26 protein-coding genes are annotated in these 24590 nt (G+C 66.1%); 15 read left to right on the top strand and 11 right to left on the bottom strand.

Going from position 1 to position 24590, the window contains the following annotated elements:
* Window positions 1-38 precede the first annotated feature (38 nt).
* The 7 genes from NA2_RS09065 to infC all read right to left on the bottom strand — a co-directional run bounded on the left by NA2_RS09065 (window position 39) and on the right by infC (window position 7104).
* On the bottom strand, window positions 39-1025 hold the full coding sequence (locus tag NA2_RS09065) for a Gfo/Idh/MocA family protein (protein ID WP_008596346.1): 987 nt from the start codon (window positions 1023-1025) through the stop codon (window positions 39-41).
* A 136-nt stretch (window positions 1026-1161) separates the two neighbouring features.
* Window positions 1162-3567, bottom strand: coding sequence for a phenylalanine--tRNA ligase subunit beta (gene pheT / locus NA2_RS09060; RefSeq protein WP_008596345.1), 2406 nt, complete (start codon window positions 3565-3567; stop codon window positions 1162-1164).
* Between the two features lie 12 nt (window positions 3568-3579).
* Complete coding sequence (gene pheS, locus NA2_RS09055) at window positions 3580-4665, bottom strand: phenylalanine--tRNA ligase subunit alpha (protein ID WP_008596344.1); 1086 nt, start codon at window positions 4663-4665, stop codon at window positions 3580-3582.
* Between the two features lie 5 nt (window positions 4666-4670).
* Window positions 4671-5552: a BUD32 family EKC/KEOPS complex subunit gene (locus tag NA2_RS09050; protein ID WP_008596343.1), complete on the bottom strand. Its 882-nt coding sequence runs from the start codon at window positions 5550-5552 to the stop codon at window positions 4671-4673.
* Window positions 5553-5638: 86 nt separating this feature from the next.
* Entirely contained in the window at window positions 5639-6040 is a 402-nt protein-coding gene (gene rplT / locus NA2_RS09045; RefSeq protein WP_008596342.1) for a 50S ribosomal protein L20, read from the bottom strand.
* 38 nt (window positions 6041-6078) lie between these two features.
* Window positions 6079-6279: a 50S ribosomal protein L35 gene (gene rpmI / locus NA2_RS09040; RefSeq protein ID WP_008596341.1), complete on the bottom strand. Its 201-nt coding sequence runs from the start codon at window positions 6277-6279 to the stop codon at window positions 6079-6081.
* Window positions 6280-6564: 285 nt separating this feature from the next.
* Window positions 6565-7104 carry a translation initiation factor IF-3 gene (gene infC, locus NA2_RS09035; RefSeq protein WP_040677305.1) on the bottom strand — a complete coding sequence of 180 codons (540 nt, stop codon included), beginning with the start codon at window positions 7102-7104 and terminating at the stop codon, window positions 6565-6567.
* 179 nt (window positions 7105-7283) lie between these two features.
* Here infC and NA2_RS09030 point away from each other — a divergent pair, with 179 nt between their 5' ends.
* The 9 genes from NA2_RS09030 to NA2_RS08990 all read left to right on the top strand — a co-directional run bounded on the left by NA2_RS09030 (window position 7284) and on the right by NA2_RS08990 (window position 15069).
* Window positions 7284-8057 (top strand): alpha/beta hydrolase, encoded by a 774-nt coding sequence (locus NA2_RS09030; RefSeq protein ID WP_008596339.1) that lies wholly within the window; start codon window positions 7284-7286, stop codon window positions 8055-8057.
* 163 nt (window positions 8058-8220) lie between these two features.
* Window positions 8221-8652 carry a DUF2852 domain-containing protein gene (locus tag NA2_RS09025; RefSeq protein ID WP_040677302.1) on the top strand — a complete coding sequence of 144 codons (432 nt, stop codon included), beginning with the start codon at window positions 8221-8223 and terminating at the stop codon, window positions 8650-8652.
* A gap of 99 nt (window positions 8653-8751) precedes the next feature.
* Window positions 8752-9513, top strand: coding sequence for a M48 family metallopeptidase (locus NA2_RS09020; RefSeq protein WP_008596336.1), 762 nt, complete (start codon window positions 8752-8754; stop codon window positions 9511-9513).
* Window positions 9514-9589: 76 nt separating this feature from the next.
* The gene (locus tag NA2_RS09015; RefSeq protein ID WP_008596335.1) at window positions 9590-10255 is read left to right on the top strand and encodes a phosphoribosylanthranilate isomerase; all 666 of its coding nucleotides are present in this window, start codon (window positions 9590-9592) and stop codon (window positions 10253-10255) included.
* Between the two features lie 10 nt (window positions 10256-10265).
* Window positions 10266-11486: a tryptophan synthase subunit beta gene (gene trpB, locus NA2_RS09010; protein ID WP_008596334.1), complete on the top strand. Its 1221-nt coding sequence runs from the start codon at window positions 10266-10268 to the stop codon at window positions 11484-11486.
* 3 nt (window positions 11487-11489) lie between these two features.
* Window positions 11490-11732, top strand: coding sequence for a hypothetical protein (locus NA2_RS09005; RefSeq protein WP_008596333.1), 243 nt, complete (start codon window positions 11490-11492; stop codon window positions 11730-11732).
* Window positions 11733-11843: 111 nt separating this feature from the next.
* The gene (trpA, locus tag NA2_RS09000; RefSeq protein WP_008596331.1) at window positions 11844-12683 is read left to right on the top strand and encodes a tryptophan synthase subunit alpha; all 840 of its coding nucleotides are present in this window, start codon (window positions 11844-11846) and stop codon (window positions 12681-12683) included.
* A 54-nt stretch (window positions 12684-12737) separates the two neighbouring features.
* Entirely contained in the window at window positions 12738-13691 is a 954-nt protein-coding gene (gene accD / locus NA2_RS08995; protein ID WP_008596330.1) for an acetyl-CoA carboxylase, carboxyltransferase subunit beta, read from the top strand.
* 34 nt (window positions 13692-13725) lie between these two features.
* Window positions 13726-15069: a bifunctional folylpolyglutamate synthase/dihydrofolate synthase gene (locus NA2_RS08990; RefSeq protein ID WP_008596328.1), complete on the top strand. Its 1344-nt coding sequence runs from the start codon at window positions 13726-13728 to the stop codon at window positions 15067-15069.
* A gap of 22 nt (window positions 15070-15091) precedes the next feature.
* Here the strand turns inward: NA2_RS08990 and NA2_RS08985 are convergent, their stop codons facing one another.
* Together NA2_RS08985 and NA2_RS08980 are read right to left on the bottom strand one after the other, a co-directional pair.
* The gene (locus NA2_RS08985; protein WP_008596327.1) at window positions 15092-15859 is read right to left on the bottom strand and encodes a sulfite exporter TauE/SafE family protein; all 768 of its coding nucleotides are present in this window, start codon (window positions 15857-15859) and stop codon (window positions 15092-15094) included.
* 8 nt (window positions 15860-15867) lie between these two features.
* Window positions 15868-16842, bottom strand: coding sequence for a complex I NDUFA9 subunit family protein (locus NA2_RS08980; protein WP_008596326.1), 975 nt, complete (start codon window positions 16840-16842; stop codon window positions 15868-15870).
* Window positions 16843-17166: 324 nt separating this feature from the next.
* Between NA2_RS08980 and gyrB the strand changes: the two genes are divergently transcribed.
* Window positions 17167-19614 carry a DNA topoisomerase (ATP-hydrolyzing) subunit B gene (gene gyrB / locus NA2_RS08975; RefSeq protein WP_008596325.1) on the top strand — a complete coding sequence of 816 codons (2448 nt, stop codon included), beginning with the start codon at window positions 17167-17169 and terminating at the stop codon, window positions 19612-19614.
* 26 nt (window positions 19615-19640) lie between these two features.
* Here the strand turns inward: gyrB and NA2_RS08970 are convergent, their stop codons facing one another.
* Window positions 19641-20144: a cytochrome b gene (locus NA2_RS08970; RefSeq protein WP_008596324.1), complete on the bottom strand. Its 504-nt coding sequence runs from the start codon at window positions 20142-20144 to the stop codon at window positions 19641-19643.
* A 107-nt stretch (window positions 20145-20251) separates the two neighbouring features.
* On the opposite strand from NA2_RS08970, the gene NA2_RS08965 reads away from it, so the two are divergent.
* The 4 genes from NA2_RS08965 to NA2_RS21920 all read left to right on the top strand — a co-directional run bounded on the left by NA2_RS08965 (window position 20252) and on the right by NA2_RS21920 (window position 22117).
* Window positions 20252-20953 (top strand): CGNR zinc finger domain-containing protein, encoded by a 702-nt coding sequence (locus tag NA2_RS08965; RefSeq protein WP_244423617.1) that lies wholly within the window; start codon window positions 20252-20254, stop codon window positions 20951-20953.
* Entirely contained in the window at window positions 20950-21465 is a 516-nt protein-coding gene (locus tag NA2_RS08960) for a hypothetical protein (RefSeq protein ID WP_008596320.1), read from the top strand. The genes NA2_RS08965 and NA2_RS08960 overlap by 4 nt, the downstream gene beginning before the upstream one ends.
* 120 nt (window positions 21466-21585) lie before the next feature.
* The gene (locus NA2_RS08955; RefSeq protein WP_008596318.1) at window positions 21586-21939 is read left to right on the top strand and encodes a hypothetical protein; all 354 of its coding nucleotides are present in this window, start codon (window positions 21586-21588) and stop codon (window positions 21937-21939) included.
* A 25-nt stretch (window positions 21940-21964) separates the two neighbouring features.
* On the top strand, window positions 21965-22117 hold the full coding sequence (locus NA2_RS21920; RefSeq protein WP_157188175.1) for a hypothetical protein: 153 nt from the start codon (window positions 21965-21967) through the stop codon (window positions 22115-22117).
* 33 nt (window positions 22118-22150) lie between these two features.
* On the opposite strand, the gene lepA is transcribed toward NA2_RS21920, so the two are convergent.
* The gene (lepA, locus tag NA2_RS08950; RefSeq protein WP_008596317.1) at window positions 22151-23959 is read right to left on the bottom strand and encodes a translation elongation factor 4; all 1809 of its coding nucleotides are present in this window, start codon (window positions 23957-23959) and stop codon (window positions 22151-22153) included.
* Window positions 23960-24130: 171 nt separating this feature from the next.
* Between lepA and NA2_RS08945 the strand changes: the two genes are divergently transcribed.
* On the top strand, window positions 24131-24586 hold the full coding sequence (locus NA2_RS08945; protein WP_008596315.1) for a MarR family winged helix-turn-helix transcriptional regulator: 456 nt from the start codon (window positions 24131-24133) through the stop codon (window positions 24584-24586).
* Window positions 24587-24590: the final 4 nt, after the last annotated feature.

Genomic DNA, 24590 nt, shown 5'->3' with positions numbered 1-24590 from the left:
CAGGCGTAGACGGGACGATCCGGGGTCCGGGCCTCAGTTCAGACGTCCTCCCAGCCGTCATGGGCGGAAGCCCGGTAGATTGCGTCGATCAGCTTCTGGTTCTTCACCGAATCCTCCAGCGTGAAGATCGCCGCATCCTCGCCGTACGCAGCGCGCGCGATCGCCTCCGCCTGCAGGCGGTATTGTCTGGCAGCGGCAAACCGGTGGATCGTCGCGCTGGAATGCGTGGCATTGTGCACCGCGACGCTCGCATCGCCGTAATTGGGCGGGTTGAACGGCACGGCGACCTCGATGAAGCCCTGCGTGCCGTGAAACAGCATGTGCTGCCTGAGCGCCATCTGCGTCGCGACGTAGAAGGAAAGCTCGAAGGTCCCGAAATCCGCCTTGGTGCTGGCATAGATGTCCGTGCCGAACACCGGGTCGCGCTCGACGGTCGCCTGCACCCGCAGGGGCTCAAGGCCCGTGGCGAAGCGCGTCGTCACCGTTGGATAGACGCCGATGTCGGGCAGACCGCCGCCGCCTGTCTCCAGCCTGTTGCGCGTGTTCTGCGGGTCGACATTGTGATAGGTGAAGGCGCCCTGCACATGCCGCAGCCGGCCGATCGCGCCTTCGGCGATCAGATCCCGCACCTTCAGCCATTGCGGATGGTAGATCACCATGAAGGCTTCGGAGACGACGACATTGTTGCGGTCGCGCGCCTCGATCACACGGGCGATGTCCCTGGCGTCGAGCGCCAGCGGCTTCTCCACCAGCACATGCTTGCCCGCATCCGCCGCCCTGACGGCCCATTCGACGTGGTCGGACGTCGGCAGGGGAATGTACACGCCATCCACGTCCGGCGATGCCAGAAGCGCTTCATAGGAAGGGAAGACGCGCGGAATGCCGAACCGCGCCGCCAGTGCCTCGGCCTTCGCCGCGTCGCGGCTGGCGATCGCCGTCACCACGCCGTTCTCGGCGTCCTGGATCTGCGGAATCACCTGCTCCCGGCCGATCTTCGCCGTCGAAAGAATGCCCCAGCGGAACATGATTTCTCCCATTCTGATCATCGCGTTGACCCTACTGACGCAAAGACCGGAAGAAAAGGCAAAGACGGATCAAAGACAGAAGGGGCGGCCCACCAGGCCGCCCTTCCTGCGTCCATATCGCCTGACCGCAGAATGCTTACCCCCTCAGCACACCGCCCGTCTGCTTGCCGACATTCTCGACGACGCGGCTGGCGAGCACTTCGAAATCCTCGTCGGTGAGCGTCTTCTCGCGCGGCTGGATCGCCACCTCGATGGCGACGGACTTCCTGCCCTCGCCGAGCGCGGCGCCCTCGAAAATGTCGAACACCCGCACGCCGGCGATCAGCTTCTTGTCGGCCGCCGCGGCGGCACGCTCGATGCTCGCCGCCTCCACCGTCCGGTCGACCACGAAGGCGAAGTCGCGCCGCACCAGCTGGAACGGCGACAGGTCGAGGCGCGGCTTGGTGCGCGTCGGCTTGGCCTTCGGCTCGGGAATGGCGTCGATATAGACCTCGAAGCCGCAGACCGGCCCGTCAGCGTCGAGCGCCTCCAGCGTGCGCGGATGCAGTTCGCCGAAGCTGGCGAGGACGATCTTCGGCCCCAGGCGGATCGTTCCGGACCGGCCCGGATGATACCATTCCGGTCCGCCGGCCACGACCTGCAGCTTGTCCACCGGCGCGCCCGCGGCTTCCAGCACGGCGATGGCGTCGGCCTTGGCGTCGAACACGTCGACGGGCTTGCTGTTGCCCGACCAGTGGCGCCCCGCGCCGTCCAGCCTGGCCGTGCCGCGGCGAATGCCGCCGGCAACGCGCCGCTGGCCCTCATAGCTGTCGTTCTCGTAGGTGCTCGACACCTCGAACAGCGCCACGTCGGCGATGCCGCGCGCCGCGTTTCGCTGCGCGGCGCTGACCAGCCCCGGCAGCAGCGACGGGCGCATGTCGGACATGGAGGCGGCGATCGGGTTGGAGAGCTTCAGCTTCGGATCGCCGCCGCCGAACAATTTTGCCTGCTTCTCGTCGATGAAGGTCCAGGTGACGGCCTCAAGCATGCCGCGCACGGCCAGCGCGCGGCGCGCCACGCGCGTCCGGTTCTGCAGGACGGTCAGGATCTGCCCGTTGACCGCCCCGTGCGAGGCAAGCGGCTCGGGCGCGATCTCGTTGACGCCGTGGATGCGCATCACCTCCTCGACCAGGTCCGCCTTGCCGTCGATGTCCGGACGCCAGGAAGGAACGGAAACGTCGAGGACGGCGCCGCCGCCGGTCGCGGCGAAGCCGAGCCTGCCGAGGATCGCGGCGCTTTCCTCGGCGGAGACCTCCAGTCCCGTCAGCCGCTTCACCTCGGAAACCGGGAAGGAGATGCTGCGCGGCGCATAACCCTGATAGCCGACGACGCGATTCTCGCTCGGCGTGCCGCCGCAAAGCTCCATCACCAGCCTTGTGGCGAGCTCCAGCCCGGGGACCATCATCTCCGGGTCGGCGCCGCGCTCGAAACGGTAGCGCGCGTCGGTGATGATGCCGAGCGCGCGTCCGGTGCGGGCGACGTTCATGGCGTCCCACAGCGCCGATTCGATCAGCACGTCCGTGGTGTTCTCGTCGCAGCCCGAATGCTCGCCGCCCATCACGCCGGCGATGGACTCGACGCCCTTTTCGTCGGCGATCACGCACATCTCGGGCGTCAGCGCATATTCGCGCTCGTCGAGCGCCAGCACCGTCTCGCCGTCCCTCGCGCGGCGGATGGTGAGATTGCCGTTCACCTTGGCCGCGTCGAACACATGCAACGGCCGCCCCCGGTCGAAGGTCACGTAGTTGGTGATGTCGACCAGCGCGTTGATCGGCCGGAGGCCGATCGCCGTCAGCCGCTGCTGCAGCCATTTCGGCGACGGGCCGTTCTTCACGCCGGAAACGAGCCGCAGGCCGAAGCCCGGGCAGAGTTCGGGCGCCTCGATGGTCACGTCCACCGGGCAGGGTCCGCTGCCGGTAACGGGCGCGATCGTCCCGTCCTTCAGCGTGCCGAGACCGGCGGCGGCGAGATCCCGGGCGATGCCGTAGACGCCGGTCGCATCCGGCCGGTTCGGCGTCAGGCCGATCTCGATCACCGGATCGTCGAGCTTCGCCCAGCTAGCGAAGGAGGTGCCGATGGGCGCATCTTCGGCCAAGTCGATGATGCCGTCATGCTCGTCCGACATCTGCAGCTCGCGCTCCGAGCACATCATGCCGTGGCTTTCCACGCCGCGGATCTTGCCCACCGAAAGCGTCACGTCGATGCCGGGAACATAGGTGCCGGGCGCGGCGAAGGCGCCGACCAGGCCGGCGCGCGCGTTCGGCGCACCGCAGACCACCTGCACCGGCTTGCCGTCGCCCGTATCGACCGAAAGCACCCGCAGCCGGTCGGCGTCGGGATGCTGCTCGGCGGTCAGAACCCTGGCGATGACGAACGGCTTCAGCGAGGCCTTGTCATCCACTTCCTCGACCTCGAGGCCGATCATGGTGAGCTTTTCGACGATCTCGTCGAGCGTGGCGTCGGTCTCAAGGTGCTCCTTGAGCCAGGAGAGGGTGAATTTCATTGTTCTGTCTCCTTATGCGCTCAGCCCGCCGAACAGCGTCGGCAGGTCGAGCGGGCGGAAGCCGTAATGCTCGATCCAGCGCACATCCGCGTCGAAATAGTCGCGCAGGTCCGGCATGCCGTATTTCAGCGTGGCGATGCGGTCGATGCCCATGCCCCAGGCGAAGCCCTGATACTCGTCCGGATCGAGCTTGCAGGCGCGCAGCACGTTGGGATGCACCATGCCGCAGCCGAGGATCTCCATCCAGTCGTTGCCCTCGCCGAAGCGCACCTCGCCCGGCTGCGAGCGGTCGCACTGGATGTCCACCTCCAGGCTCGGCTCGGTGAAGGGGAAGAAGGACGGGCGGAAACGCATGTTGAGATGCGGCACCTCGAAGAACGTCTTGCAGAACTCCTGCAGCACCCACTTCATGTTGGCGACGTTCGCCGTCCTGTCGATCACCAGCCCCTCGAGCTGGTGGAACATGGGCGAATGGGTCGCGTCGGAATCCTGCCGGTAGGTCTTGCCGGGAATGACGATGCGGATCGGCGGTTCCTGCTTCTCCATGGTGTGGATCTGCACCGGCGAGGTGTGCGTGCGCAGCAGCTTGCGCTCGCCCTTCTCGTCCGGCGGAAAGAAGAAGGTGTCGTGCATCTCGCGGGCCGGATGGCCCTCCGGGAAATTCAGCGCCGTGAAGTTGTAATAGTCGGTCTCGATATCCGGGCCCTCGGCGATCGAGAAGCCCATGTCGGCGAAGATGGCGGTGATCTCGTCGATCACCTGGCTGATCGGATGGATGCGGCCGCGCTCGGCGGGCGCGCGGCGCACGGGCAGGGTGACATCGACGGTCTCGCGCGCCAGCCGCTCGTTGATCGCCGCGTCGCGCAATTCGGCGCGCCGCGTGGTCAGCGCCTCGGTGATGCGCGTCTTCAGGCCGTTGATGGCCGGTCCCATCACCTGGCGCTCCTCCGCGCTCATCGCGCCGAGCGTCTTCAGCCTTTCCGAGACGGAACCCTTCTTGCCGAGGGCCGCGATGCGCACGGCCTCGATCTGCTGCTCGTCGGCAGCCGCGGCAATGTCGGCGGAGATGGTCTTTTCCAGTTCGTCGAGTTCGCTCATCTCTGTCATAGCCCCTTTCGGCTTTCATATTCCGCCAGTGAATCGCTCACCGGTGTGCTGGCTGCCCCTTCGAGCGCGGCTTTGAGGAACCGTGTCGCTTTCAGCACGCGGCGGCCGTCGCTGCCAAGCCCCCTGTGCTCGATTGCGCCGAGAAGCGGGATGAGCGGGGCGGAGAATCGGATGATCCGCCGGAGCTCGTCCGCAACCCGCGGGGACGGGTCGGTAAAATAGGCGTCGAAGGCCGCCTGCGGCGTGCCGGGCCGCCTGGCCTGCATGCATACCTGGAGAAACAGGAGCCAGACATCGCGCGCCTGGGCGACGTCGAGCGGCATGGCGGCTTCCGGCTCCTCCTCGAAATCCACGAAGCCCCAGGCGCCGTCGCCCGTGATGAACATGTCGCGCAGATGCGGGCGCCCGTGACAAAGACCGAGCCGGTGCGCGCTGCGCAGGGCCGTCGCGGCGTCCACCAGGAGCCCGTCGTGCACCGCGTCCGCGCCCTCCCGCGCCAGGCGGTCGAGCTCGCCCTGCACGATGGGCGCGACATTCGACAGGACCAGAACCCTGTCGTTGCGGAACAGCAGTTTCGCGGTCGGGAAGCCCGCGGCATGGAAGGCCTCGGTCTTGCGCACTTCGCGGTCGACCGCGCCGGCGGCGTCGACCCTCGGCGAGGCGCGCAGGAACATGGCCGGCACGAGGGGGCTGACCGCCTCGTGAAGCCAGCGGGCAAGCCGTTGGCGGCCGACATCGTGGCGCTTGATCCAGACGGTCCGTCCGTCGATCAGGGCCGAGGAGACGCGCTCGCGCGCGCCGCCGACCAGCAGGCGCAACAACGCCTCGGTCGCTTTCGGCGACAGGAGCCCCCCTTCGCTCTTCGTCTCGTCGTTCATTGTCGTCATCGCAAAGAAAAACCCGCGCCAGCCCTGCCAGCGCGGGTTTCCCGAACTAAAACTTGATGCTTCGGGAAGCGCTGGACTTAAGCCACTGCGCTTTCAAAAGCATTCGGGGTCGTGTCCTTCAGATAGACGAGCGCTTCCTTCGCCTTGCCCACCAGGGCGGCGAAAGCCTGCGGCTCGTGGATCGCCATGTCCGAAAGGACCTTGCGATCGATCTCGATGCCCGCCTTGTTCAGGCCGTCGATAAGACGGCCATAGGTCAGGCCGTGCTCGCGCGCCGCGGCGTTGATGCGCTGGATCCACAGGGCGCGGAAATTGCGCTTGCGGTTCTTGCGGTCGCGATAGGCGTACTGCAGCGACTTCTCGACCGCCTGCTTGGCGATGCGGATGGTGTTCTTGCGACGGCCGTAGAAGCCCTTGGCGGCTTTCATGACCTTCTTGTGCTTGGCGTGGGCGGTAACGCCTCTCTTTACGCGTGCCATGACATGATCTCCTTAAAACTGTTCCGGGGTCTCAGCGATCAGAAACCGTAGGGCATGAACTTCTTGATGATCTTCGTGTCCGAATCGGACAGAACCATCGTGCCCCGCGCGTCGCGGATGAACTTGTTGGAACGCTTGATCATGCCGTGGCGCTTGCCGGCGGCGGCGACCTTGACCTTGCCAGTCGCGGTTACCTTGAACCGCTTCTTGACCGAAGACTTTGTCTTCATCTTGGGCATTTTGCTTCTCCGTTCTTGTGGCTCACGCCGGTTTGCCTGGCAAACATCGCTGCGCCGGACCCGCAAGGGTCGTGCCGGCGTCGCGTGCTGTGCGGCATGAGCTCATTCAGCATTAAGAACCGCCACGGCATGCCCTGCCGGACGGTTCGGGAACGCGGCCTTATAATCGCACTTCCCGGTTTGCGCAACCGTCACTTTCCGGCATTCATGCGAACGCCGATCCGCAAAGACAAACGGACCGCCGGCGAGGCAGTCCGTTTCGAATTCACGCGATGGGGCCGGGGCTCAGCCGCGCGGCGCCAGAACCATCATCATCTGACGGCCTTCGAGCTTCGGCTCGGCTTCGACCTTGGCGATCGGCTCGACTTCCTCGCGCACGCGGTTGAGCAGTTGCATGCCCAGTTCCATGTGCGCCATCTCGCGGCCGCGGAAGCGCAGGGTCAGCTTGACCTTGTCGCCTTCCTCGAAGAATCGCCGCACGGCGCGCATCTTCACCTCGTAGTCGTGGGTGTCGATGTTCGGACGCATCTTGATCTCCTTGATCTCGATGGTCTTCTGCTTCTTGCGTGCTTCAGCAGCCTTCTTCTGGCTCTGATACTTCATCTTGCCGAGATCGGTGATCTTGCAGACGGGCATTTCCGCATTGGAGGCGATTTCGACGAGATCGAGGCCCGCTTCCTCTGCCGCGGCGAGCGCTTCCTCGAACGGGACTGCGCCGCGATTGTTTCCGTCTCCGTCGATCAGTTGCACCCGGGCTGCCCGGATGTCGCGATTGGCGCGCGGGCCTTCCTTGACTTGCGGCGGCGCTTTGAATGGTCTGCGAATGGTCGTGGTCTCCTCAATTGTTGAACCAGCGGTAAAAATGGCAAAAGCCGACCGGCGGAGGCGTATGTCGTCTCTGCAGGCGAGGTGTCAATAGCATATAAGGGCGAAAGAATCACGCCGCATGTTCGGCTTTTGCGGTAAACGGGCCGTTGTGGCGCGAGAGAGACAGGAGAGAACGCATGTCGGACGGCAAACCCAGCTTCATCGATGTCGGCGGCGCGGCCATCGCCTATCGCCGGCGGCAGGGGGCCGCGCCGGGCGTGGTCTGGCTGGGCGGCTACCGGTCGGACATGCTCGGCACCAAGGCCGAGGCGCTCGACGCGTGGGCCGCCGAGACGGGGCATGCCTTCCTGCGGCACGACTATTCGGGCCACGGCGAGTCCGGCGGCGCCTTCGCCGAGGGCACGATCTCGCGCTGGCTCGCCGAGAGCCTGGCCGTCCTGCGCGCCTTCAGCGATGGGCCGCAGGTTCTCGTCGGCTCTTCGATGGGCGCGTGGATCGCGCTGCGCATGGCGCAGGAACTGAACAGGTCCGGCGAAGGCGCGCGCCTGGCCGGTCTGCTGCTATTGGCGCCGGCGCCGGATTTCACCGCTGCTCTCGTCGAGCCGAAGCTGAGCGAGGCAAACCGGCGCGACCTCGAAACGAAGGGCTACATGGAGGAGCCGTCCGACTATTCCGACGAACCCTACATCTATACCAGGGCGCTTTTCGAGGATGGCCGCGCCAATCTGGTGCTCGACGGCATCATCGACACCCATTGCCCGGTGCACATATTGCAAGGCAAGGCCGACCCCGACGTGCCCTACACCCATGCCATGCGCCTGACGGAACATCTGCCCGCCGACGACGTCACGCTGTCGCTGATCGGCGACGGCGACCACCGCCTGTCGCGCCCGCAGGACATCGCGCTGATCCTACGGTCGCTGGAAGGTTTGATCGCACGCGGCGTTTAGCCATTTTCACCCGAAGCGCCGGCTCGCGCGAAAAAACATCATCGAAAACAGCCGTTTATCCGAATCCTGTTTACGCTGTCCTTGAAACGGCGAAAAGGTCTTCCCATCTCGAATTCATGCAACTGCCCGGGGGTTGCACGCTCAAACAAAGGAACGGGTGACGATGACCAACACTGCACTTATCCGTCCCGCTTGGACGCCTGCGACAATTGCCCTGATGGTGGTGGGTTTCATGGTTTTCTGGCCCCTCGGCCTGGCCATGCTCGCCTACATCCTCTGGGGTGACCGGCTTGGCGAGTTCAAGCGCGACGTCAACCGCAAGACGGACGACATGTTCGCCAGCTGCCGCCGCGCCTCGCGCCGGCACGCGTATACCGGCAACGTGGCCTTCGACGACTGGCGCGAGAAGGAGCTGGAACGGCTCGCAGAAGAGCGCCGCAAGCTCGACGAGATGCGCGACGAATTCGACGATTATGCGCGCGAGCTTCGCCGCGCCAAGGATCAGGAAGAGTTCGACCGCTTCATGAACGAGCGCAACAAGGGTCGCAAGACCGGGCGCGGCAAGTCCGTGCCGGACGTGACGGACGAGGCGTAATCTCCTGTACGGCAGGTAAACGATGGAAACGGCATCTCCAGCGAGGTGCCGTTTCTCTTTTTCGGCACGCCTGACGGCGAATCGACTACTCTCCCCTCCATGGCGCTCGGTATTCTGCAGATGATTGGGCTCAAGGTCACGGCTCCCCCGACGGAGCGGATTCATCACGTCGCCGGACGTGAACTGCCTTTGCGCATCGTCGAGAACGCCCGCGCCAAGCGTCTGACCCTGCGCATCGAGCCGGGCGGCAGGGGGCTGCGCGTGACCGTGCCGCGCGGCCTGTCTCGTTCGCGCGAGGTCGACGAGTTTCTCGCCCGGCACACGGGCTGGCTCGAGGAACGTCTGAAGAAGCTGCCCGAGCGGCCGCTGGTGCGGCCGGGGATCAAGATTCCCGTGCGCGGACTGCCGCACCGGATCGTCCACGAGCCGGGCGGCCAGGGCGCCGCCGACACCACCGTCCGCGACGGCGAACCGGTGCTGGTCGTACGCGGCGACATCCGCCATCTGCCGCGCCGTGTTTCCGATTTCCTCAAGCGCGAGGCGAAGCGCGACATCGAGGCGCTGGTTGCCAAGCACACGGTGACGCTCGGCAAGCGCGCCCGCGCGATCCGCTTCCGCGACACCAAGAGCCGCTGGGGTTCCTGCACCTCCGACGGCGTGCTCTCCTTCTCCTGGCGCATCATGATGGCGCCGCCCCTGGTGATCGACTATCTCGTCGCCCATGAGGTGGCGCATCTCAAGGAGATGAACCACGGCGCGCGCTTCTGGAAGACATGCCGAGAGCTGTGCCCCGAAACCGAGCGCTGCAAGGACTGGCTGAAGCGCAACGGCGCGGCGCTGCAGGCGATCGGCTTCGAATAGCTGCCGGAGGCAGGCGCCAGGCGTCCTGACCGCCATCTCCCTCGACTCCGCAGCCGTTTCGTGTCACTTCCCCCTGATGACGCTCGACATCAAGATCTGCGGCCTGAAGACGCCGGAAGCGGTTGCCGCCGCGCTGGACGGCGGCGCAAGCCATGTGGGCTTCATCTTCTTTGAGAAGAGCCCGCGGCACGTGTCCGCGCAGACCGCCGGCGTGCTGCGCCAGGCGGCCCGCGGGCGCGCCCAGGCGGTCGCCGTCAGCGTCGATGCGGACGATGCGGCGCTCGACGCCATCGTCGAGGCGATGGCCCCGGACATGCTGCAGCTTCACGGGGGCGAAAGCCCCGGACGGGTGGAAGCGGTCAAGGCACGCTACGGCCTGCCGGTCATGAAGGCTTTCGCCATCCGCGAGGCGGCCGACCTCGCCGAAATCGCCCCCTATCGCGGCGTCGCCGACCGCTTCCTGTTCGACGCCAAGCCGCCGCGCGGTGCGGAACTGCCGGGCGGCAACGGCATAGCGTTCGACTGGCGGGTGCTCGCCGAGCTTGACGCTGATGTGGATTACATGCTTTCCGGTGGCCTGAACGCGGGCAATATCGGTGCGGCGCTGGGCGTCGTGTCGCCACGCGGAATCGACATCTCGTCGGGCGTAGAATGCGCGCCGGGCGAGAAGAACCCGGACCTGATACGCGATTTCTTCCGCGCCGTGCGCTCGGCGCACGCGAATGACGCGGCCCTAACATGAGGAGACGGCGATGAACCAGCCGCCTGCACCCAATTCCTTCCGCGTCGGCCCCGATGAAGCGGGCATGTTCGGCATTTTTGGCGGCCGTTTCGTCGCCGAAACCCTGATGCCGCTGATCCTCGACCTGCAACGGCACTGGAACGAGGCCAAGGAAGACCCAGCCTATCAGGCGGAAGTCGCTTTCCTCGGCAAGCACTATACCGGCCGCCCCTCGCCGCTCTATTTCGCCGAGCGGCTGACGGACCATCTGGGCGGCGCGAAGATCTACTTCAAGCGCGAGGACCTGAACCACACGGGGTCGCACAAGATCAACAACTGCATCGGGCAGATCCTGCTTGCCAGGCGCATGGGCAAGACCCGCATCATCGCCGAGACGGGCGCCGGCCAGCACGGCGTCGCCTCGGCTACCGTCGCGGCGCGTTTCGGCCTGCCCTGCGTGGTCTATATGGGCGCCACCGATGTGGAGCGGCAGAAGCCGAACGTCTTCCGCATGAACCTGCTCGGCGCCGAGGTGAGGCCGGTCACGGCCGGCCACGGCACACTGAAGGACGCCATGAACGAGGCGCTGCGCGACTGGGTCACCAATGTCGAGGACACCTATTACCTGATCGGCACCGCCGCCGGCCCGCATCCCTATCCCGAACTGGTGCGCGACCTGCAGTCGGTGATCGGCATCGAGGCCCGCGCGCAGATTCTCGAGCTCGAGGGACGCCTGCCCGACGCCATCGTCGCCGCCGTCGGTGGCGGATCGAACGCCATCGGCCTGTTCCATCCCTTCCTCGACGACAGCCAGGTGGCGATCCACGGCGTCGAGGCGGGCGGGCGCGGGCTGGACGGGGTCGAGCACTGCGCCTCGATGACGGCCGGATCGCCAGGCGTCCTGCACGGAAACCGCACCTATCTGATGCAGAACGAGGACGGTCAGATTCTCGACGGTCATTCGGTTTCGGCCGGCCTCGACTATCCGGGCGTCGGACCGGAGCACAGCTGGCTCAAGGATGCGGGCCGCGTCGTCTACTCGCCGATCCTCGACGACGAGGCGGTGGAAGCGTTCCAGCTAACCACGAAGATCGAGGGCATCATCCCGGCGCTGGAATCGGCCCACGCGATCGCCCATGCCGTGAAGCTCGCGCCGACCATGGGCAAAGACCAGATCATGATCGTCAACTTCTCCGGCCGTGGCGACAAGGATGTGCATACGGTCGCGGGCATGCTCGGCATGGAGATCTGAAACATGTTCGAAATCTATCGTTCCAAGCACAATCAGCACCACTATGTGGCGATCCGCCAGGACGACGATAGGGAAAACCCCCAGGGCATTCGCAACAGCCAGAACCTCGCCTTTCTGACCCATGTCGCCGATGACGGGGAGCCGCGGATCGCCTTCGATCCGAACGAGGCGAAGAGCCGCATCGCGCGCGACGGCTTCTACGCCTTCGCCGTCACGATCGAAATCCGCGAGCACGCCGAGGGATGACCGGGGCATCGTCTTCTCGCAGGGTCGTCGCCCGACGCTGAGGCCGCTGCAACCGCACGAACGCAAGGCGGCGGGGGCGCCGCGCTGGATGAACGAGGAAAAAATACCTAAATGACCACCCGCATCGACCGCCGTTTTGCCCGGCTGAAGGAAGAGAACAGGCCGGCCCTCGTCACCTATTTCATGGGAGGCGACCCCGACTATGAAACCGCCCTGTCGATCATGAAGGCGCTGCCCGAGGCCGGCAGCGACGTGATCGAGCTGGGCATGCCCTTCTCCGACCCGATGGCCGACGGCCCGGCCATCCAGGCGGCGGGCCTCAGGGCCCTCAAGGCCGGCCAGACGCTCTCCCGGACGCTGCAGATGGCGCGCGACTTCCGCGCCGGCGACGACGACACGCCGATCGTCATGATGGGCTATTACAACCCGATCTACATCTACGGCGTCGAGCGCTTCCTCAGCGATGCGAAGAAGGCCGGCATCGACGGGCTGATCATCGTCGATCTTCCGCCGGAGATGGACGAGGAGCTGTGCGTGCCGGCGCTGAAGGCCGGGCTGAACTTCATCCGCCTCGCCACGCCGACCACCGACGAGGAGCGGATGCCGAAGGTTCTGCAGAACACGTCCGGCTTCGTCTACTACGTCTCGATGACCGGCGTCACCGGCGCGGCACTGCCCGACACGAGCAAGGTCTCCGGCGCCGTCGCGCGCATCAAGAAGCATACGGACCTGCCGGTCTGCGTCGGCTTCGGCGTCAAGACGGCGCGCCAGGCGAGGGCCATCGGCGAAGCCGCGGACGGAGTCGTCGTCGGCACGGCCATCGTCGCCGCCATCGCCCAATGCTATGACGCCAAGGGCGCACAGGTGGCCGACCCGGCCGAGGCCGTCGCCACGCTGGTGCGCGGGCTGGCCGCGGGCGTGCGCGAGGCCCGCCTTGCTGTTGCCCGATAATCGGACCATCCTCCCCACTCAGTCGAAAAGCCAGTAGAACGGAAAGCATCTGCAATGAACTGGATCACCAGCTACGTCAGGCCAAAGATCAACTCGATGCTCGGCCGCCGCGACATGCCGGAAAATCTCTGGATCAAGGACCCGGAGACCGGCGAAATGGTCTTCCACAAGGACCTCGAGGACAATCTCTGGGTCATCCCGTCTTCCGGCCATCACATGAAGATCTCGGCGCGCGAGCGGCTGAAGTCGTTCTTCGACGACGGCGAGTATCAGGCGCTGGAGAGCCCGAAGGTCGCGGTCGATCCGCTGAAGTTCCGCGACGAGCGGCGCTACACCGACCGGCTGCGCGACGCCAAGGCGAAAACCAGCATGGACGACGCGGTGCTGAGCGCCGTCGGCCGGATCGAGGGGCTTGAGCTGCTCGCCACCGTGCAGGATTTCGCCTTCATGGGCGGCTCGCTCGGCATGGCCGCGGGCGAGGCCATCATCAAAGGCTTCGAGACCGCCGTCGAACGCAAGCTGCCGCTGGTCCTGTTCGCGGCCTCCGGCGGCGCGCGCATGCAGGAGGGCATCCTGTCGCTGATGCAGCTGCCGCGCACCACCGTGGCGCTCGACCGGCTAAAGGAAGCCGGCCTGCCCTATATCGTCGTGCTGACCAACCCGACGACGGGCGGCGTCACGGCGTCCTATGCCATGCTGGGCGACGTCCACATCGCCGAACCGGGCGCGCTGATCGGTTTCGCCGGCCCGCGCGTCATCGAGCAGACCATCCGCGAGAAGCTGCCGGAAGGGTTCCAGCGCGCCGAATATCTGAAGGATCACGGCATGGTGGACATGGTCGTCTCCCGCCTGGAGATGAAGGAGACCATCGCCCGCCTGCTGCGCATCCTGCTCAAGGAGAAGGCCGTCCTGAAGCCGGAAACGCAAACGGAAGAGGGCAAGCAGGAGGCCGAGGCGCTGCCGGCTCCCGCCGTGGACGAGGCGACGCCGGCACAGCCCGGCACCTGATGCGCCCCACGCCACGGATCGGATAACAGCCGCCATGACACTCCTGTCCGCCGAGGGAGAGATCGAGCGCCTGATGGCGCTCCATCCCAAGGGATTCGACCTGTCGCTCGACCGCATCACGCGGCTGCTCGACCGGCTCGGCAACCCGCATCGCAGGCTGCCGCCCGTGCTGCATGTCGCGGGCACCAACGGCAAGGGCTCGGCCACCGCCTTCGCGCGCGCCGCGCTGGAGGCATCGGGCCGCATCGTTCATGTCCACACCTCGCCGCATCTGGTGAACTGGCACGAGCGTTACCGGCTGGGCGCCGAAGGCGGCGGCAGGCTGGTGCAGGACGCGGTGCTGGCGGAAGCGGTGGCGCGCGTGGCAGAGGCCAATCGCGGCGAGCAGATCACGGTGTTCGAGATCCTCACCGCCGTGATGTTCGTGCTGTTCTCGGAGCACCCGGCCGACGCGGCGATCGTCGAGGTCGGCCTCGGCGGGCGCTACGACGCCACCAATGTGATCGAGCAGCCGGCCGCGACGCTGATCATGCCGATCTCGCTCGACCACGAAGCCTATCTCGGCGACCGGGTGGAGCTGATCGCGGCGGAGAAGGCCGGCATCATCAAGCGCGGCTGCCCCGTCGTGATCGGCCAGCAGGAGTTCGACGCGGCGCGCGAAGTGCTGGTCGACACCGCCGAAAGGCTCGGCTGCCCCATGGCCGTCTACGGTGAGGATTTCCTCGCCTTCGAGGAAAACGGCCGCATGGCCTATCAGGACGACAACGGCCTGTTCGACCTGCCGCTGCCGAAGCTTACCGGCCGGCATCAGATCGCCAACGCGGCGGCCGCGCTCGCCGCGGTCAAGGCGGCCGGCTTTCCGGTCAACCTGCGGACGGCGGAGGCCGCCGTCGAGCGCGTCGCCTGGCCCGGCCGCCTGCAGCGCCTGGCGCGCGGCCCGCTGGCCGACCTCGCGCCGGCGGGCGCCGAGATCTGGATCGACGGCGGTCACAATCCCGGCGCAGGCGAGGCCATCGCCGAGGCGCTGGCGACCGAGGAAGACCGCTCGCCGCGTCCGCTGTTCCTCATCGCCGGCATGATCAACACCAAGGACCAGACGGGTTTCTTCCGCGCCTTCGAGGGCATGGCGCGGCATGTCTATACCGTGCCGGTGCAGATGAGTGAGGCCAGCGTGCCGAACGACGAGCTGGCCGCCCGTGCCTCGGCCGCCGGCCTGTCCGCCGAGCCGGTCCATTCCGTCGCCAATGCGCTGAAACTGTTGCGCGACACGCTGGACAGGGGTCGCGACGGCACCGAGCCGCCGCCGCGCATCCTGATCTGCGGGTCGCTCTACCTGATCGGCGCCGTGCTTGCCGAAAACGGCACGCCGCCGCGCTGAGGCGGCGGTCTCCGGCCCGCCCTTACGCCAAACCCATGATACCGCGCCGCACCAGGTCGAGCGCGAGCAGGGTCAGGCCGATCCTGAACCAGCGGCGGAACATCTCTTCCGGCATCGTCTCGAGTAGCCTGCTGCCGTAGATCGTGCCGAGATAGCCCGAGCCGACCATCACCGCGACGAAGGGCAGCCAGCGCCAGAAGGCAAAGCCGGCAAGGGCGAAGGCGACCACTTTCAGGGCATGCTGCACGGTCATGCCGGCGGCATGGGTGGCGACCAGCGCCCGGCGGTCGTCGGGAATGATCTGCGCGAAGAATGCCGACAGGAGCGGCCCCGTGGCACCGACGAACATGGTGGCGAGCGCGATCACCGCGCTGCCGGCGGCAAGCCCCGCATGGCTGAGGCGCGCGACGCCCAGGACCTTCGCCCAGGTGACCACGATGACGAACAGGCCGAGCAGCAGCTTCAGCACGGCGTCGGGCAGCTGCACGACGAAATAGGCGCCCACGGCGGCGCCGATCAGGCTGCCGATGATGAAGGGCGTGGCGATCGAGAAGCGGATATGCGCCCGCTGGTGCCAGGCGCGGCCAGTGTTGGAGCCGAGCTGGACCGCCCCGTGCACCGGAATGAGCGCCGCGACGGGGATGAACAGGCCGAGCAGCGCCAGCATGGCCAGCCCGCCGCCGACGCCGAACGCGGCGGTCAGGGCCGAGGTGAAGAAACTGGCGACGATCAGCAGCAGCGCCGGCAGCGCGCCGAGCGTTTCGGGCAGAAGACTGTCCCAGCCGCCCAACGGGCGACCTAAAGCAGCTGCTTGCGGGTGAACTGTCCGGCCGGGCGAAAGCGCCACAGATAGGCGGGCAGCATCGCCGCCAGCGAATGCTGGGCGATGCCGAGGCCGGCCAGCGTCCGCTTGTCCTTTGCGGCGGCTTCGGAAACGACGTTGTCGTGCCTGAGCTGCTCCACCTGGTCGAGCGTCAGCAGGTGGCCCGGCAGCTTGCCGAGAATGCGCCCCTGCAGCCGCGCCACGGACCACGGGATGGAGACGAACCAGCGCTTGCGGTGGATCACCTCCAGCATCTGCTCCATGCATTCGCGGAAGGTCAGCACCTCGGGGCCGCCCAGCTCGTAGACCTTGCCGCCCTTCAGCGTGCCGTCGACGGAACGCGCATAAACCTCGGCGACATCGCCGACATAGACCGGCTGGAACCTCGTCTCGCCGCCACCGATCAGCGGCAAGAAGGGCGAGAACCGCGCCATGTTGGCGAAGCGGTTGAAGAACTGGTCTTCCGGCCCGAAAATGATGGACGGGCGGATGATGACGGCATCCTTGACCGTTTCCAGCGCCGCCTGCTCGCCGAGCGCCTTGGTGCGGGCATAGTCGGAGACCGAATCCGCATCCGCGCCGATGGCGGAACCCTGCGTCAGACCGGCCCCCGCCGCACGGGCGGCCTCGGCCACGGCGCGCGCGCCGAAATCCTGCACGGCGTCGAAGGTCTGGCGTCCCGATTCATGCAGGATACCGACGAGATTGACCACGTGATCGGCGCCTTCCACGGCCCGGTCGACCGAGGCGCGGTTGCGCAGATTGGCCTGCACGGCATGAACCTGACCGACATTGCCCAGCGGCTGGAGATGCATGGCCAGGTTGGGGTTGCGGCACGCCACCCGGACGCGGTATCCGCGCCTCGTCAGGGCCTGCACCAGATGACGGCCGACGAAGCCGGAGCCGCCGAAAATGGTGACGAGCTTTGGTTTCTGGCTGATGGTGGCCATGTGCCTCGGTCTCCGGTTGCCTGTAGCATCGGGGTTGCCGGGCGCTCCCGCCTGGCGTCCGCGCGGATGCGGGCGTGACGAACGGTTCGAAGCGGCATCGCTTCCTGGAAACGATGAACCGGTTCAGGGGCTACATAGTCGGTTTCTCGGCAAAGGCAAAGTCCCGTGTCGGAGAGATTTCGTCCCCAGCCGCGAATCACCGCAAAACTTGGAAAAAGCGCTTGAAACGCCTATATCTTAGGCAGTGCGCGCCGGATGATTCGCGGCGCTGAATTCCGCCGTCGCGGGACCGGGTCCCAAGCGCTTCCTGAACGAAAGAAACTGATGAGCGATACGCCAGAAACACTCCCCGGCGAACCAGCCGAATACGGCGCTGAATCCATCAAGGTTTTGAAGGGTCTGGATGCGGTCCGCAAGCGGCCCGGCATGTATATCGGCGATACGGATGACGGGTCCGGCCTGCACCACATGGTCTACGAGGTGGTCGACAACGCCATCGACGAGGCGCTGGCCGGCCATGCGACGCTGGTGACCGTGACGCTCAATCCAGACGGCTCCTGCACGGTGACCGACAATGGCCGCGGCATTCCGACCGACCTGCATGCAGGCGAGGGCGTTTCGGCGGCCGAGGTCATCATGACGCAGCTCCATGCGGGCGGCAAGTTCGACCAGAACTCCTACAAGGTTTCCGGCGGCCTGCACGGCGTCGGCGTCTCCGTGGTGAACGCGCTGTCGATCTGGCTCAAGCTGAAGATCCGCCGCAAGGGCGAGATCCACGAGATGAGCTTCACGCACGGCGTGGCCGATGCGCCGCTCGCAGTCACCGGCACTGCCGGCGACGAGACCGGCACGGAGGTCAGCTTCCTGCCCTCGCCGGACACGTTCACCATGGTCGAGTTCGACTACGGCACGCTGGAGCACCGGCTGCGCGAACTCGCCTTCCTGAATTCCGGCGTCCGCATCATCCTCACCGACAGGCGCCACGCCGACGTCAAGAGCCAGGAACTGCTCTATGACGGCGGACTGGAAGAGTTCGTCAAATATCTCGACCGCTCGAAGAAGGCGCTCATCGACACGCCGATCGCCATCCGCAGCGAGCGCGACGGCATCACGGTAGAAGTCGCCATGTGGTGGAACGATTCCTACCACGAGAACGTGCTGTGCTTCACCAACAACATCCCGCAGCGCGACGGCGGCACCCACATGGCCGGCTTCCGCGGCGCGCTGACGCGCCAGGTGACCGGCTATGCGGAGAAATCCGGCCTGACCAAGAAGGAGAAGGTCTCCCTCACCGGCGATGACTGCCGCGAAGGGCTGACGGCCGTGCTGTCGGTCAAGGTGCCCGATCCGAAATTCTCCTCGCAGACGAAGGACAAGCTCGTTTCGTCGGAAGTGCGCCCGGTCGTCGAGAGCCTCGTCAACGAAGCGCTCGGAAGCTGGCTCGAGGAGCATCCGGCGGAAGCCAAGACGCTGGTCGGCAAGGTGGTCGAGGCGGCCGCCGCACGCGAGGCGGCGCGCAAGGCGCGTGAATTGACGCGGCGCAAGGGCGTGCTGGACATCAGCTCCCTGCCCGGCAAGCTGGCCGACTGCCAGGAACGCGACCCGGCGAAGTCCGAACTGTTCATCGTCGAGGGTGACTCGGCCGGCGGCTCGGCCAAGTCCGGCCGCTCGCGCAAGAACCAGGCGATCCTGCCGCTGCGCGGCAAGATCCTCAACGTGGAGCGCGCGCGGTTCGACCGCATGCTGTCGTCCGACATGATCGGCACGCTGATCACCGCGCTCGGCACGGGCATCGGCAAGGACGAGTTCAACGCCGACAAGCTGCGCTATCACAAGATCATCATCATGACGGACGCCGACGTCGACGGCGCCCATATCCGCACCCTGCTCCTGACGTTCTTCTTCCGGCAGATGCCGGAGCTGATCGAGCGCGGCAACCTCTACATCGCGCAGCCGCCGCTCTACAAGGTGACGCGCGGCAAGTCGGTCCAGTACATCAAGGACGAGGCCGCCTTCGAAGAATTCCTGATCGACACCGGTCTCGAAGAGGCGACGCTGGAGCTGTCGACCGGCGAGGTGCGCGGCGGCCATGACCTGAAGGCGGCGATCGAGGACGCCCGCGCCGTGCGCGGGCTGATCAACGGGCTGCACACGCGCTACCAGCGCTCGGTCGTCGAGCAGGCGGCGATCGCCGGCGCGCTCAACGCCGCCGTTCTCGCCGATCCGGGCCGCGCCGACGAGGCCGCCGCCTATGTGGCGCGCCGCCTCGACATGATCGCCGAGGACACCGAACGTGGCTGGGAAGGCCGGGTCACTACCTCCAACGAGGGCGCCGGCGGCTACCTCTTCGAGCGCACCGTGCGCGGCGTGCGCGAGGCCATCGTCCTCGACGCGGGTCTCATCGGCTCGGCCGACGCGCGCGCCATCGACCGCTACACGTCGCGCCTGCAGGAGGTCTACGGCAAGCCGCCCGTGCTGCGCCGCAAGGACAGGTCCGAGGTCATCTCCGGCCCGATGGCGCTGCTCGACGCCGTCTTCGCGACGGGGCGCAAGGGCCTCACCATGCAGCGCTACAAAGGGCTGGGCGAGATGAACGCCGAACAGCTCTGGGAGACGACGCTCGACCCCGATGCACGCTCGCTGCTGCAGGTCAAGGTGCCGGACGCGACGGACGCCGATTCCCTCTTCTCGCGCCTGATGGGCGACGAGGTGGAGCCGCGCCGCGAGTTCATCCAGGAAAACGCCCTGTCGGTCGCCAACCTGGATATCTAGATCCCGAATCCGGCGGCGTCCTGGCGTCAGGAGAACGGCGTCATCCGATCCACCACGCCGTCGCGCTTTGCGGCATGAAACGCCGCAGCCGCGACGTGCGTCAGGACGAGCGCCAGCGTGACATTCCACAGCAGGGCATGCACCGGCGCCACCGCGTTCCACAGATATGACGCGACAAATCCCGTGGCAGCCTGCGCGAGCAGCGACGCATAGAGTCCCCAGTGAACGATCATCGAGGCGGCGTTCTGCCAGGGGGGCAGGCCCCCTGCCGGCGGGACCGGCCGGAAGATGCGCATCAGCAGGCGCAGACCCATAAGGGCACCGATGGTCATGCCTCCGTAATTATGCATTGCGTGGAGCAACAGGTCCGTCGAGGAGGGCGGAACAAGCGGATTATGGGTTCGCTCGATGGATCCGGATGTCAGCCATTGTGACAGGACCAGCACAACGACGAGCCAGTGAAGGCCGATCTGCATGGCGGAATAGCGAGTGGCAGGCGCCGCAGCGTTGTTCAGGCGAGGTCCGGTCATGTCTCAGCTCCCCTCAATCGATCGCGGAATCTGCATCGAAACCATTAAGAGCAGCTTTCCGCCGAGCCGCCGCGTGGAGAAGCAAGGCAGCGACGAACGGCTCATTCTTGACCAACCGGCAAAATAGATTTAGCTGGTTAAGGGAGGAGAAGCCGATGCGCACTAGAGCTTCCACCGGGACGAAACGCGACTGGCCTGTCCCATTCTTCTTCGGCGGCCGGCTGTGCCTCGATTTCATCAACACGGTGAACAGCCTTTCGCGTCCCGCCACACGCGACTATCTGCCTGACTACGCTGCGCTGCTCGGCTGGTGCCGGCAGAAGGCGCTGTTCGGTACACAGTTCATCGCACACCTTGAGGCAAATGCCGGCAGCACACGCGCGGCCGAGGCACATGCCCGCGCCATGGCTTTGCGTGAGGCGCTGTACCGGGTCTTCCGCAGCGTCATCGAGGCAATTCCCGCACCTGCGGATCAGCTTGCACATCTCGATGCGGTGCTGCGCGAGGCGCGGCGCCGGCAAGTACTGGTGCAAGAGGGGGGCGGCTTTGTGTGGCGCTGGGATGCCGCGCAGCTCGACTTTCTAGCGCCGCTTCACGCGGTCGCCCTTTCGGCAGACGCCCTCCTGACGGGCGACGACCTGGCCCGCGTCAAGGAATGCCCCGGACCGGACGGCTGCGGCTGGCTGTTCCTCGACGAAACCAGGAACGGCTCGCGCCGCTGGTGTAGCATGGATCATTGTGGTGGCGCGGCGAAGGCCCGCCGTTACGCCGCGCGCCATGGCGCAAGGAAAGGGGAGGCCCCGGCATGACCATCTTCTCGGTGCGCAACGTGCTGATCTCGGCGATCCTCCTGTGCGCGGTCCTGTTCGCCTTCGGCTGGTACTGGCGCGACGACCCGTCAGGCGATCCCTATCTGAAGATCCTCGGCGGCGGCTTCATGTTCAACTACCGCCAGGGCGAGGTCTTCTATGGTTTCACCGCGCAGGTGATCCGTCCGCTGGCCAGCGGGTCGGTCATCGAAGCCTCGTTCGAGAATCCCGGCGGCGGGGAACCGCTCGTGGTATCGGAGCGCGTCAGCACCATGACCGACCGCTATTCCCTGCGCACGCCCCCTGTCCGCGGCGTCGAGGCGAAAAAGCCCTATCAGGTGTCGATCCGGGTCTACGACCGCGAGCGGAACACGCTGCTGTGGAGCGTCGAGCACAGCTATGCCAGCGTCATCAGCGACACCATCGTTCCCGACAAGCCGCTGACCATCGGCCCCGGTTACAATCTCAATCCGGACAACCCGGTGAACCGGACCGCAGGGCAGCCCGGCTGACGCCGCCGCGCCACCCGTTTTCCGCGCCCGCATTTTTCGTGAACCTATCTCCAGACCACGGCGACTGAGGGGTATCGGGCCTGCGAGCCCGCCCAACAAGAACCCGATTGGAGAACTGAAATGACCTCTTTCAACACCTCCCGCCGCTTCGCCGTCGCCGCCACGTCGCTGGCCATGCTTGCCCTGTCCGGCCTGTCGACCGCCAGCGTCGCCGGCCAACTCGCCCTCGCCCCGCAGGCAGCCGGCGCGACGATGAACTGTTCGATCCCCAACGCCGTCGTCTGTACGATCAGCAGCACCAAGGGCCTCAAGCTGGTGAAGATCACCGCCAACACGCCCCAGGGGTCCGTCAACCTCGTCAACAAGAGCTACAATGGCTGCCCCAAGCAGGTGAAGGTTTCCTGGGACTCCGCCTATCACATGTCCGGCAAGCAGATCGTCGAGTGCGGCGGTTTCAAGCTGAAAGCCCGTTGACGTCATCTGGGGGGAGGATGCCGCCATGAAGAAACAGCGCCGCAGCATGCCTCCCTCTTTTCAGGATTTCTGGACGGCGCCGCTCGACACGGGCGGACGGGGCAACCCGAACTTTGCGGCGTCCAGGGCGGGACCGCTCCTCCTTGGCAGCGTCCCGCCCGCTCCCGCACCGCTGTGAGGGAGCGCCGGGGACGAGGCCTCCGGGGTGGCGTCAGTCGCTCATCTTCAGGGCTTCGATGAAGGCTTCCTGCGGAATCTCCACCTTGCCGAACTGGCGCATGCGCTTCTTGCCCTCTTTCTGCTTCTCGAGCAGCTTGCGCTTGCGGGTCACGTCGCCGCCATAGCATTTCGCCGTCACGTCCTTGCGCATCGCCGAAATGGTCTCGCGCGCAATCACCTTGCCGCCGATGGCGGCCTGGATCGGTATCTTGAACATGTGCCGGGGGATCAGGTCCTTCAGCTTCTCGCACATGACGCGGCCGCGTTTCTCAGCCGCCTGGCGGTGCACCAGCATCGACAGCGCGTCGACCGGCTCCTCGTTGACCAGGATCGACATCTTCACCAGGTCGCCCTCGCGATAGCCGGTCAACGTGTAGTCGAAGCTGGCATAGCCCTTGGAGATGGATTTCAGCCGGTCGTAGAAGTCGAACACCACTTCGTTGAGCGGCAGCTCATAGGTCACCAGCGCGCGCTTGCCGACATAGGACAGGTCGGTCTGGATGCCGCGCCGCTCCTGGCAGAGCTTGAGGATCGCGCCGAGGTACTCGTCCGGCGTCATGATCGTCGCCTTGATCCAGGGTTCCTCGATCGAGGCGATGCGCACCACGTCCGGCATGTCGGCCGGGTTGTGCAGCTCGACCACGTCGCCGGAGGTCAGGTTCATCCGGTAGACGACCGAGGGCGCGGTGGCGATCAGGTCGAGATTGAACTCGCGCTCCAGCCGTTCCTGGATGATCTCCAGATGCAGGAGGCCGAGGAAGCCGCAGCGGAAGCCGAAGCCGAGTGCGGCGGAGGTTTCCATCTCGAAGGAGAAGCTGGCGTCGTTCAGCCGCAGCTTGCCCATAGCGGCGCGCAGATCCTCGAAATCGGCGGCATCGACCGGGAACAGGCCGCAGAACACCACGGGCTGCGCCGGCTTGAAGCCGGGCAGGGCGGCCGCCGTCGGCTTCTTGTCCTCGGTGATGGTGTCGCCGACGCGGGTGTCGGCCACTTCCTTGATCGAGGCGGTGATGAAACCGATCTCGCCGGGGCCGAGTTCATCGACCATCACCATCTTCGGCGTCATCACGCCGACGCGGTCGACCGGATATTTGGCGTTGGTGCCCATCATGCGGATGGTCTGGCCCTTCTTCAGCCGGCCGTCAATGACGCGCACGAGAACGATGACGCCGAGATAGGCGTCGTACCAGCTGTCGACCAGCAGCGCCTTCAGCGGCGCATCGGCATCGCCCTCCTGCGGCGCCGGAAGCTGCGTGACGATCGCTTCCAGCACATCGGGGATGCCAACGCCGGTCTTGGCCGAGATCGGGATCGCCTCGGAGGCGTCGAGACCGATCACCTCCTCGATCTGCTCCTTCACGCGGTCCGTGTCGGCGGCGGGCAGGTCCACCTTGTTGAGCACGGTGACGATCTCGTGATTGTTGTCGATCGCCTGGTAGACATTGGCCAGCGTCTGCGCCTCGACGCCCTGCGAGGCGTCGACGACGAGCAGCGAGCCCTCGCAGGCGGACAGCGAACGCGACACCTCGTAGGCGAAGTCCACATGCCCGGGCGTGTCCATCAGGTTCAGCACATAGTGCTGGCCGTCCTTGGCGTCATACTCCAGCCGAACGGTCTGCGCCTTGATGGTGATGCCGCGCTCGCGCTCGATGTCCATGGAATCGAGCACCTGCTCCTTCATCTCGCGCACTTCCAGAGAACCGGTCATCTGGATCAGCCGGTCGGCAAGCGTCGACTTGCCATGGTCGATATGGGCGACGATGGAGAAATTGCGGATTCGTGAAAGGGGCGTGTTTGTCATGCGCAGGCTCTAGCAGGCGGCCATTCCTTCGACAAGCGGGCATTGCAAGGCGGGCATTGCGGGACGGGCATTGCAGGGCGGTCAGGGCGATCCGCAATTTTGTCGGTAGGCGGCAGGAGCCGGCGAGCTTGCCCGGCCGATCAGGTTGAAGCCATCCGGCGCCGACCATATATGCCGCGCATGGAAAATCAGGACATCGAGAAGCTGGGCTTCCTCATTCACGACGTGGCGCGCCTGATGCGCAGGCGGTTGCAGGAGCACGGCAGCGAATACGGCCTGACGCCGGCGCAGTGGCAGCTGCTGTTTCGCCTGCTTGCCACCGAAGGCGTGCCGCAGAGCCGCCTCGCCGAGCTTCTCGAGATCGAACCGATCAGCGTCTCGCGCCTGGTCGACCGCATGGCCGAGGCCGGCTGGGTCCAGCGCCGCGCGGCGCGCACGGACCGGCGCGTGCGGATGATCTATGCCACGCCGAAGGCGCAGGCCGCCTACCAGGCGATCAGGGACATCGGCAGCGACATCTATGACGAGGCGCTGAGCGGCATGAGCGGCGACGAGCGTCGCGCCGTGGTCGGCGCTCTGCAGAAGATGGCCGACAATCTGAACCTGCTCGAACCGCGCCCGGCCTGACGCG

It is taken from the genome of Nitratireductor pacificus pht-3B (assembly GCF_000300335.1).
Classification (GTDB): domain Bacteria; phylum Pseudomonadota; class Alphaproteobacteria; order Rhizobiales; family Rhizobiaceae; genus Nitratireductor; species Nitratireductor pacificus.
This window is presented reverse-complemented; position numbering and strand designations above follow the sequence as displayed.

What these genes read in the sequence shown, in the direction of transcription:
- NA2_RS09005 (WP_008596333.1), top strand. Translation starts at nt 11,490, where the DNA reads ATGTTCGAAATCTATCGTTCCAAGCACAATCAGCACCACTATGTGGCG.
- NA2_RS09025 (WP_040677302.1), top strand. Translation starts at nt 8,221, where the DNA reads ATGACCAACACTGCACTTATCCGTCCCGCTTGGACGCCTGCGACAATT.
- rplT (WP_008596342.1), bottom strand. Translation starts at nt 6,040, where the DNA reads ATGGCACGCGTAAAGAGAGGCGTTACCGCCCACGCCAAGCACAAGAAG.
- NA2_RS21920 (WP_157188175.1), top strand. Translation starts at nt 21,965, where the DNA reads ATGAAGAAACAGCGCCGCAGCATGCCTCCCTCTTTTCAGGATTTCTGG.
- trpB (WP_008596334.1), top strand. Translation starts at nt 10,266, where the DNA reads ATGAACCAGCCGCCTGCACCCAATTCCTTCCGCGTCGGCCCCGATGAA.
- trpA (WP_008596331.1), top strand. Translation starts at nt 11,844, where the DNA reads ATGACCACCCGCATCGACCGCCGTTTTGCCCGGCTGAAGGAAGAGAAC.
- NA2_RS08970 (WP_008596324.1), bottom strand. Translation starts at nt 20,144, where the DNA reads ATGACCGGACCTCGCCTGAACAACGCTGCGGCGCCTGCCACTCGCTAT.
- NA2_RS08980 (WP_008596326.1), bottom strand. Translation starts at nt 16,842, where the DNA reads ATGGCCACCATCAGCCAGAAACCAAAGCTCGTCACCATTTTCGGCGGC.
- NA2_RS08960 (WP_008596320.1), top strand. Translation starts at nt 20,950, where the DNA reads ATGACCATCTTCTCGGTGCGCAACGTGCTGATCTCGGCGATCCTCCTG.
- accD (WP_008596330.1), top strand. Translation starts at nt 12,738, where the DNA reads ATGAACTGGATCACCAGCTACGTCAGGCCAAAGATCAACTCGATGCTC.
- pheS (WP_008596344.1), bottom strand. Translation starts at nt 4,665, where the DNA reads ATGAGCGAACTCGACGAACTGGAAAAGACCATCTCCGCCGACATTGCC.
- NA2_RS09030 (WP_008596339.1), top strand. Translation starts at nt 7,284, where the DNA reads ATGTCGGACGGCAAACCCAGCTTCATCGATGTCGGCGGCGCGGCCATC.
- rpmI (WP_008596341.1), bottom strand. Translation starts at nt 6,279, where the DNA reads ATGCCCAAGATGAAGACAAAGTCTTCGGTCAAGAAGCGGTTCAAGGTA.
- NA2_RS09020 (WP_008596336.1), top strand. Translation starts at nt 8,752, where the DNA reads ATGGCGCTCGGTATTCTGCAGATGATTGGGCTCAAGGTCACGGCTCCC.
- NA2_RS08945 (WP_008596315.1), top strand. Translation starts at nt 24,131, where the DNA reads ATGCCGCGCATGGAAAATCAGGACATCGAGAAGCTGGGCTTCCTCATT.
- lepA (WP_008596317.1), bottom strand. Translation starts at nt 23,959, where the DNA reads ATGACAAACACGCCCCTTTCACGAATCCGCAATTTCTCCATCGTCGCC.
- NA2_RS09065 (WP_008596346.1), bottom strand. Translation starts at nt 1,025, where the DNA reads ATGTTCCGCTGGGGCATTCTTTCGACGGCGAAGATCGGCCGGGAGCAG.
- NA2_RS09050 (WP_008596343.1), bottom strand. Translation starts at nt 5,552, where the DNA reads ATGAACGACGAGACGAAGAGCGAAGGGGGGCTCCTGTCGCCGAAAGCG.
- pheT (WP_008596345.1), bottom strand. Translation starts at nt 3,567, where the DNA reads ATGAAATTCACCCTCTCCTGGCTCAAGGAGCACCTTGAGACCGACGCC.
- NA2_RS08990 (WP_008596328.1), top strand. Translation starts at nt 13,726, where the DNA reads ATGACACTCCTGTCCGCCGAGGGAGAGATCGAGCGCCTGATGGCGCTC.
- NA2_RS08955 (WP_008596318.1), top strand. Translation starts at nt 21,586, where the DNA reads ATGACCTCTTTCAACACCTCCCGCCGCTTCGCCGTCGCCGCCACGTCG.
- gyrB (WP_008596325.1), top strand. Translation starts at nt 17,167, where the DNA reads ATGAGCGATACGCCAGAAACACTCCCCGGCGAACCAGCCGAATACGGC.
- NA2_RS09015 (WP_008596335.1), top strand. Translation starts at nt 9,590, where the DNA reads ATGACGCTCGACATCAAGATCTGCGGCCTGAAGACGCCGGAAGCGGTT.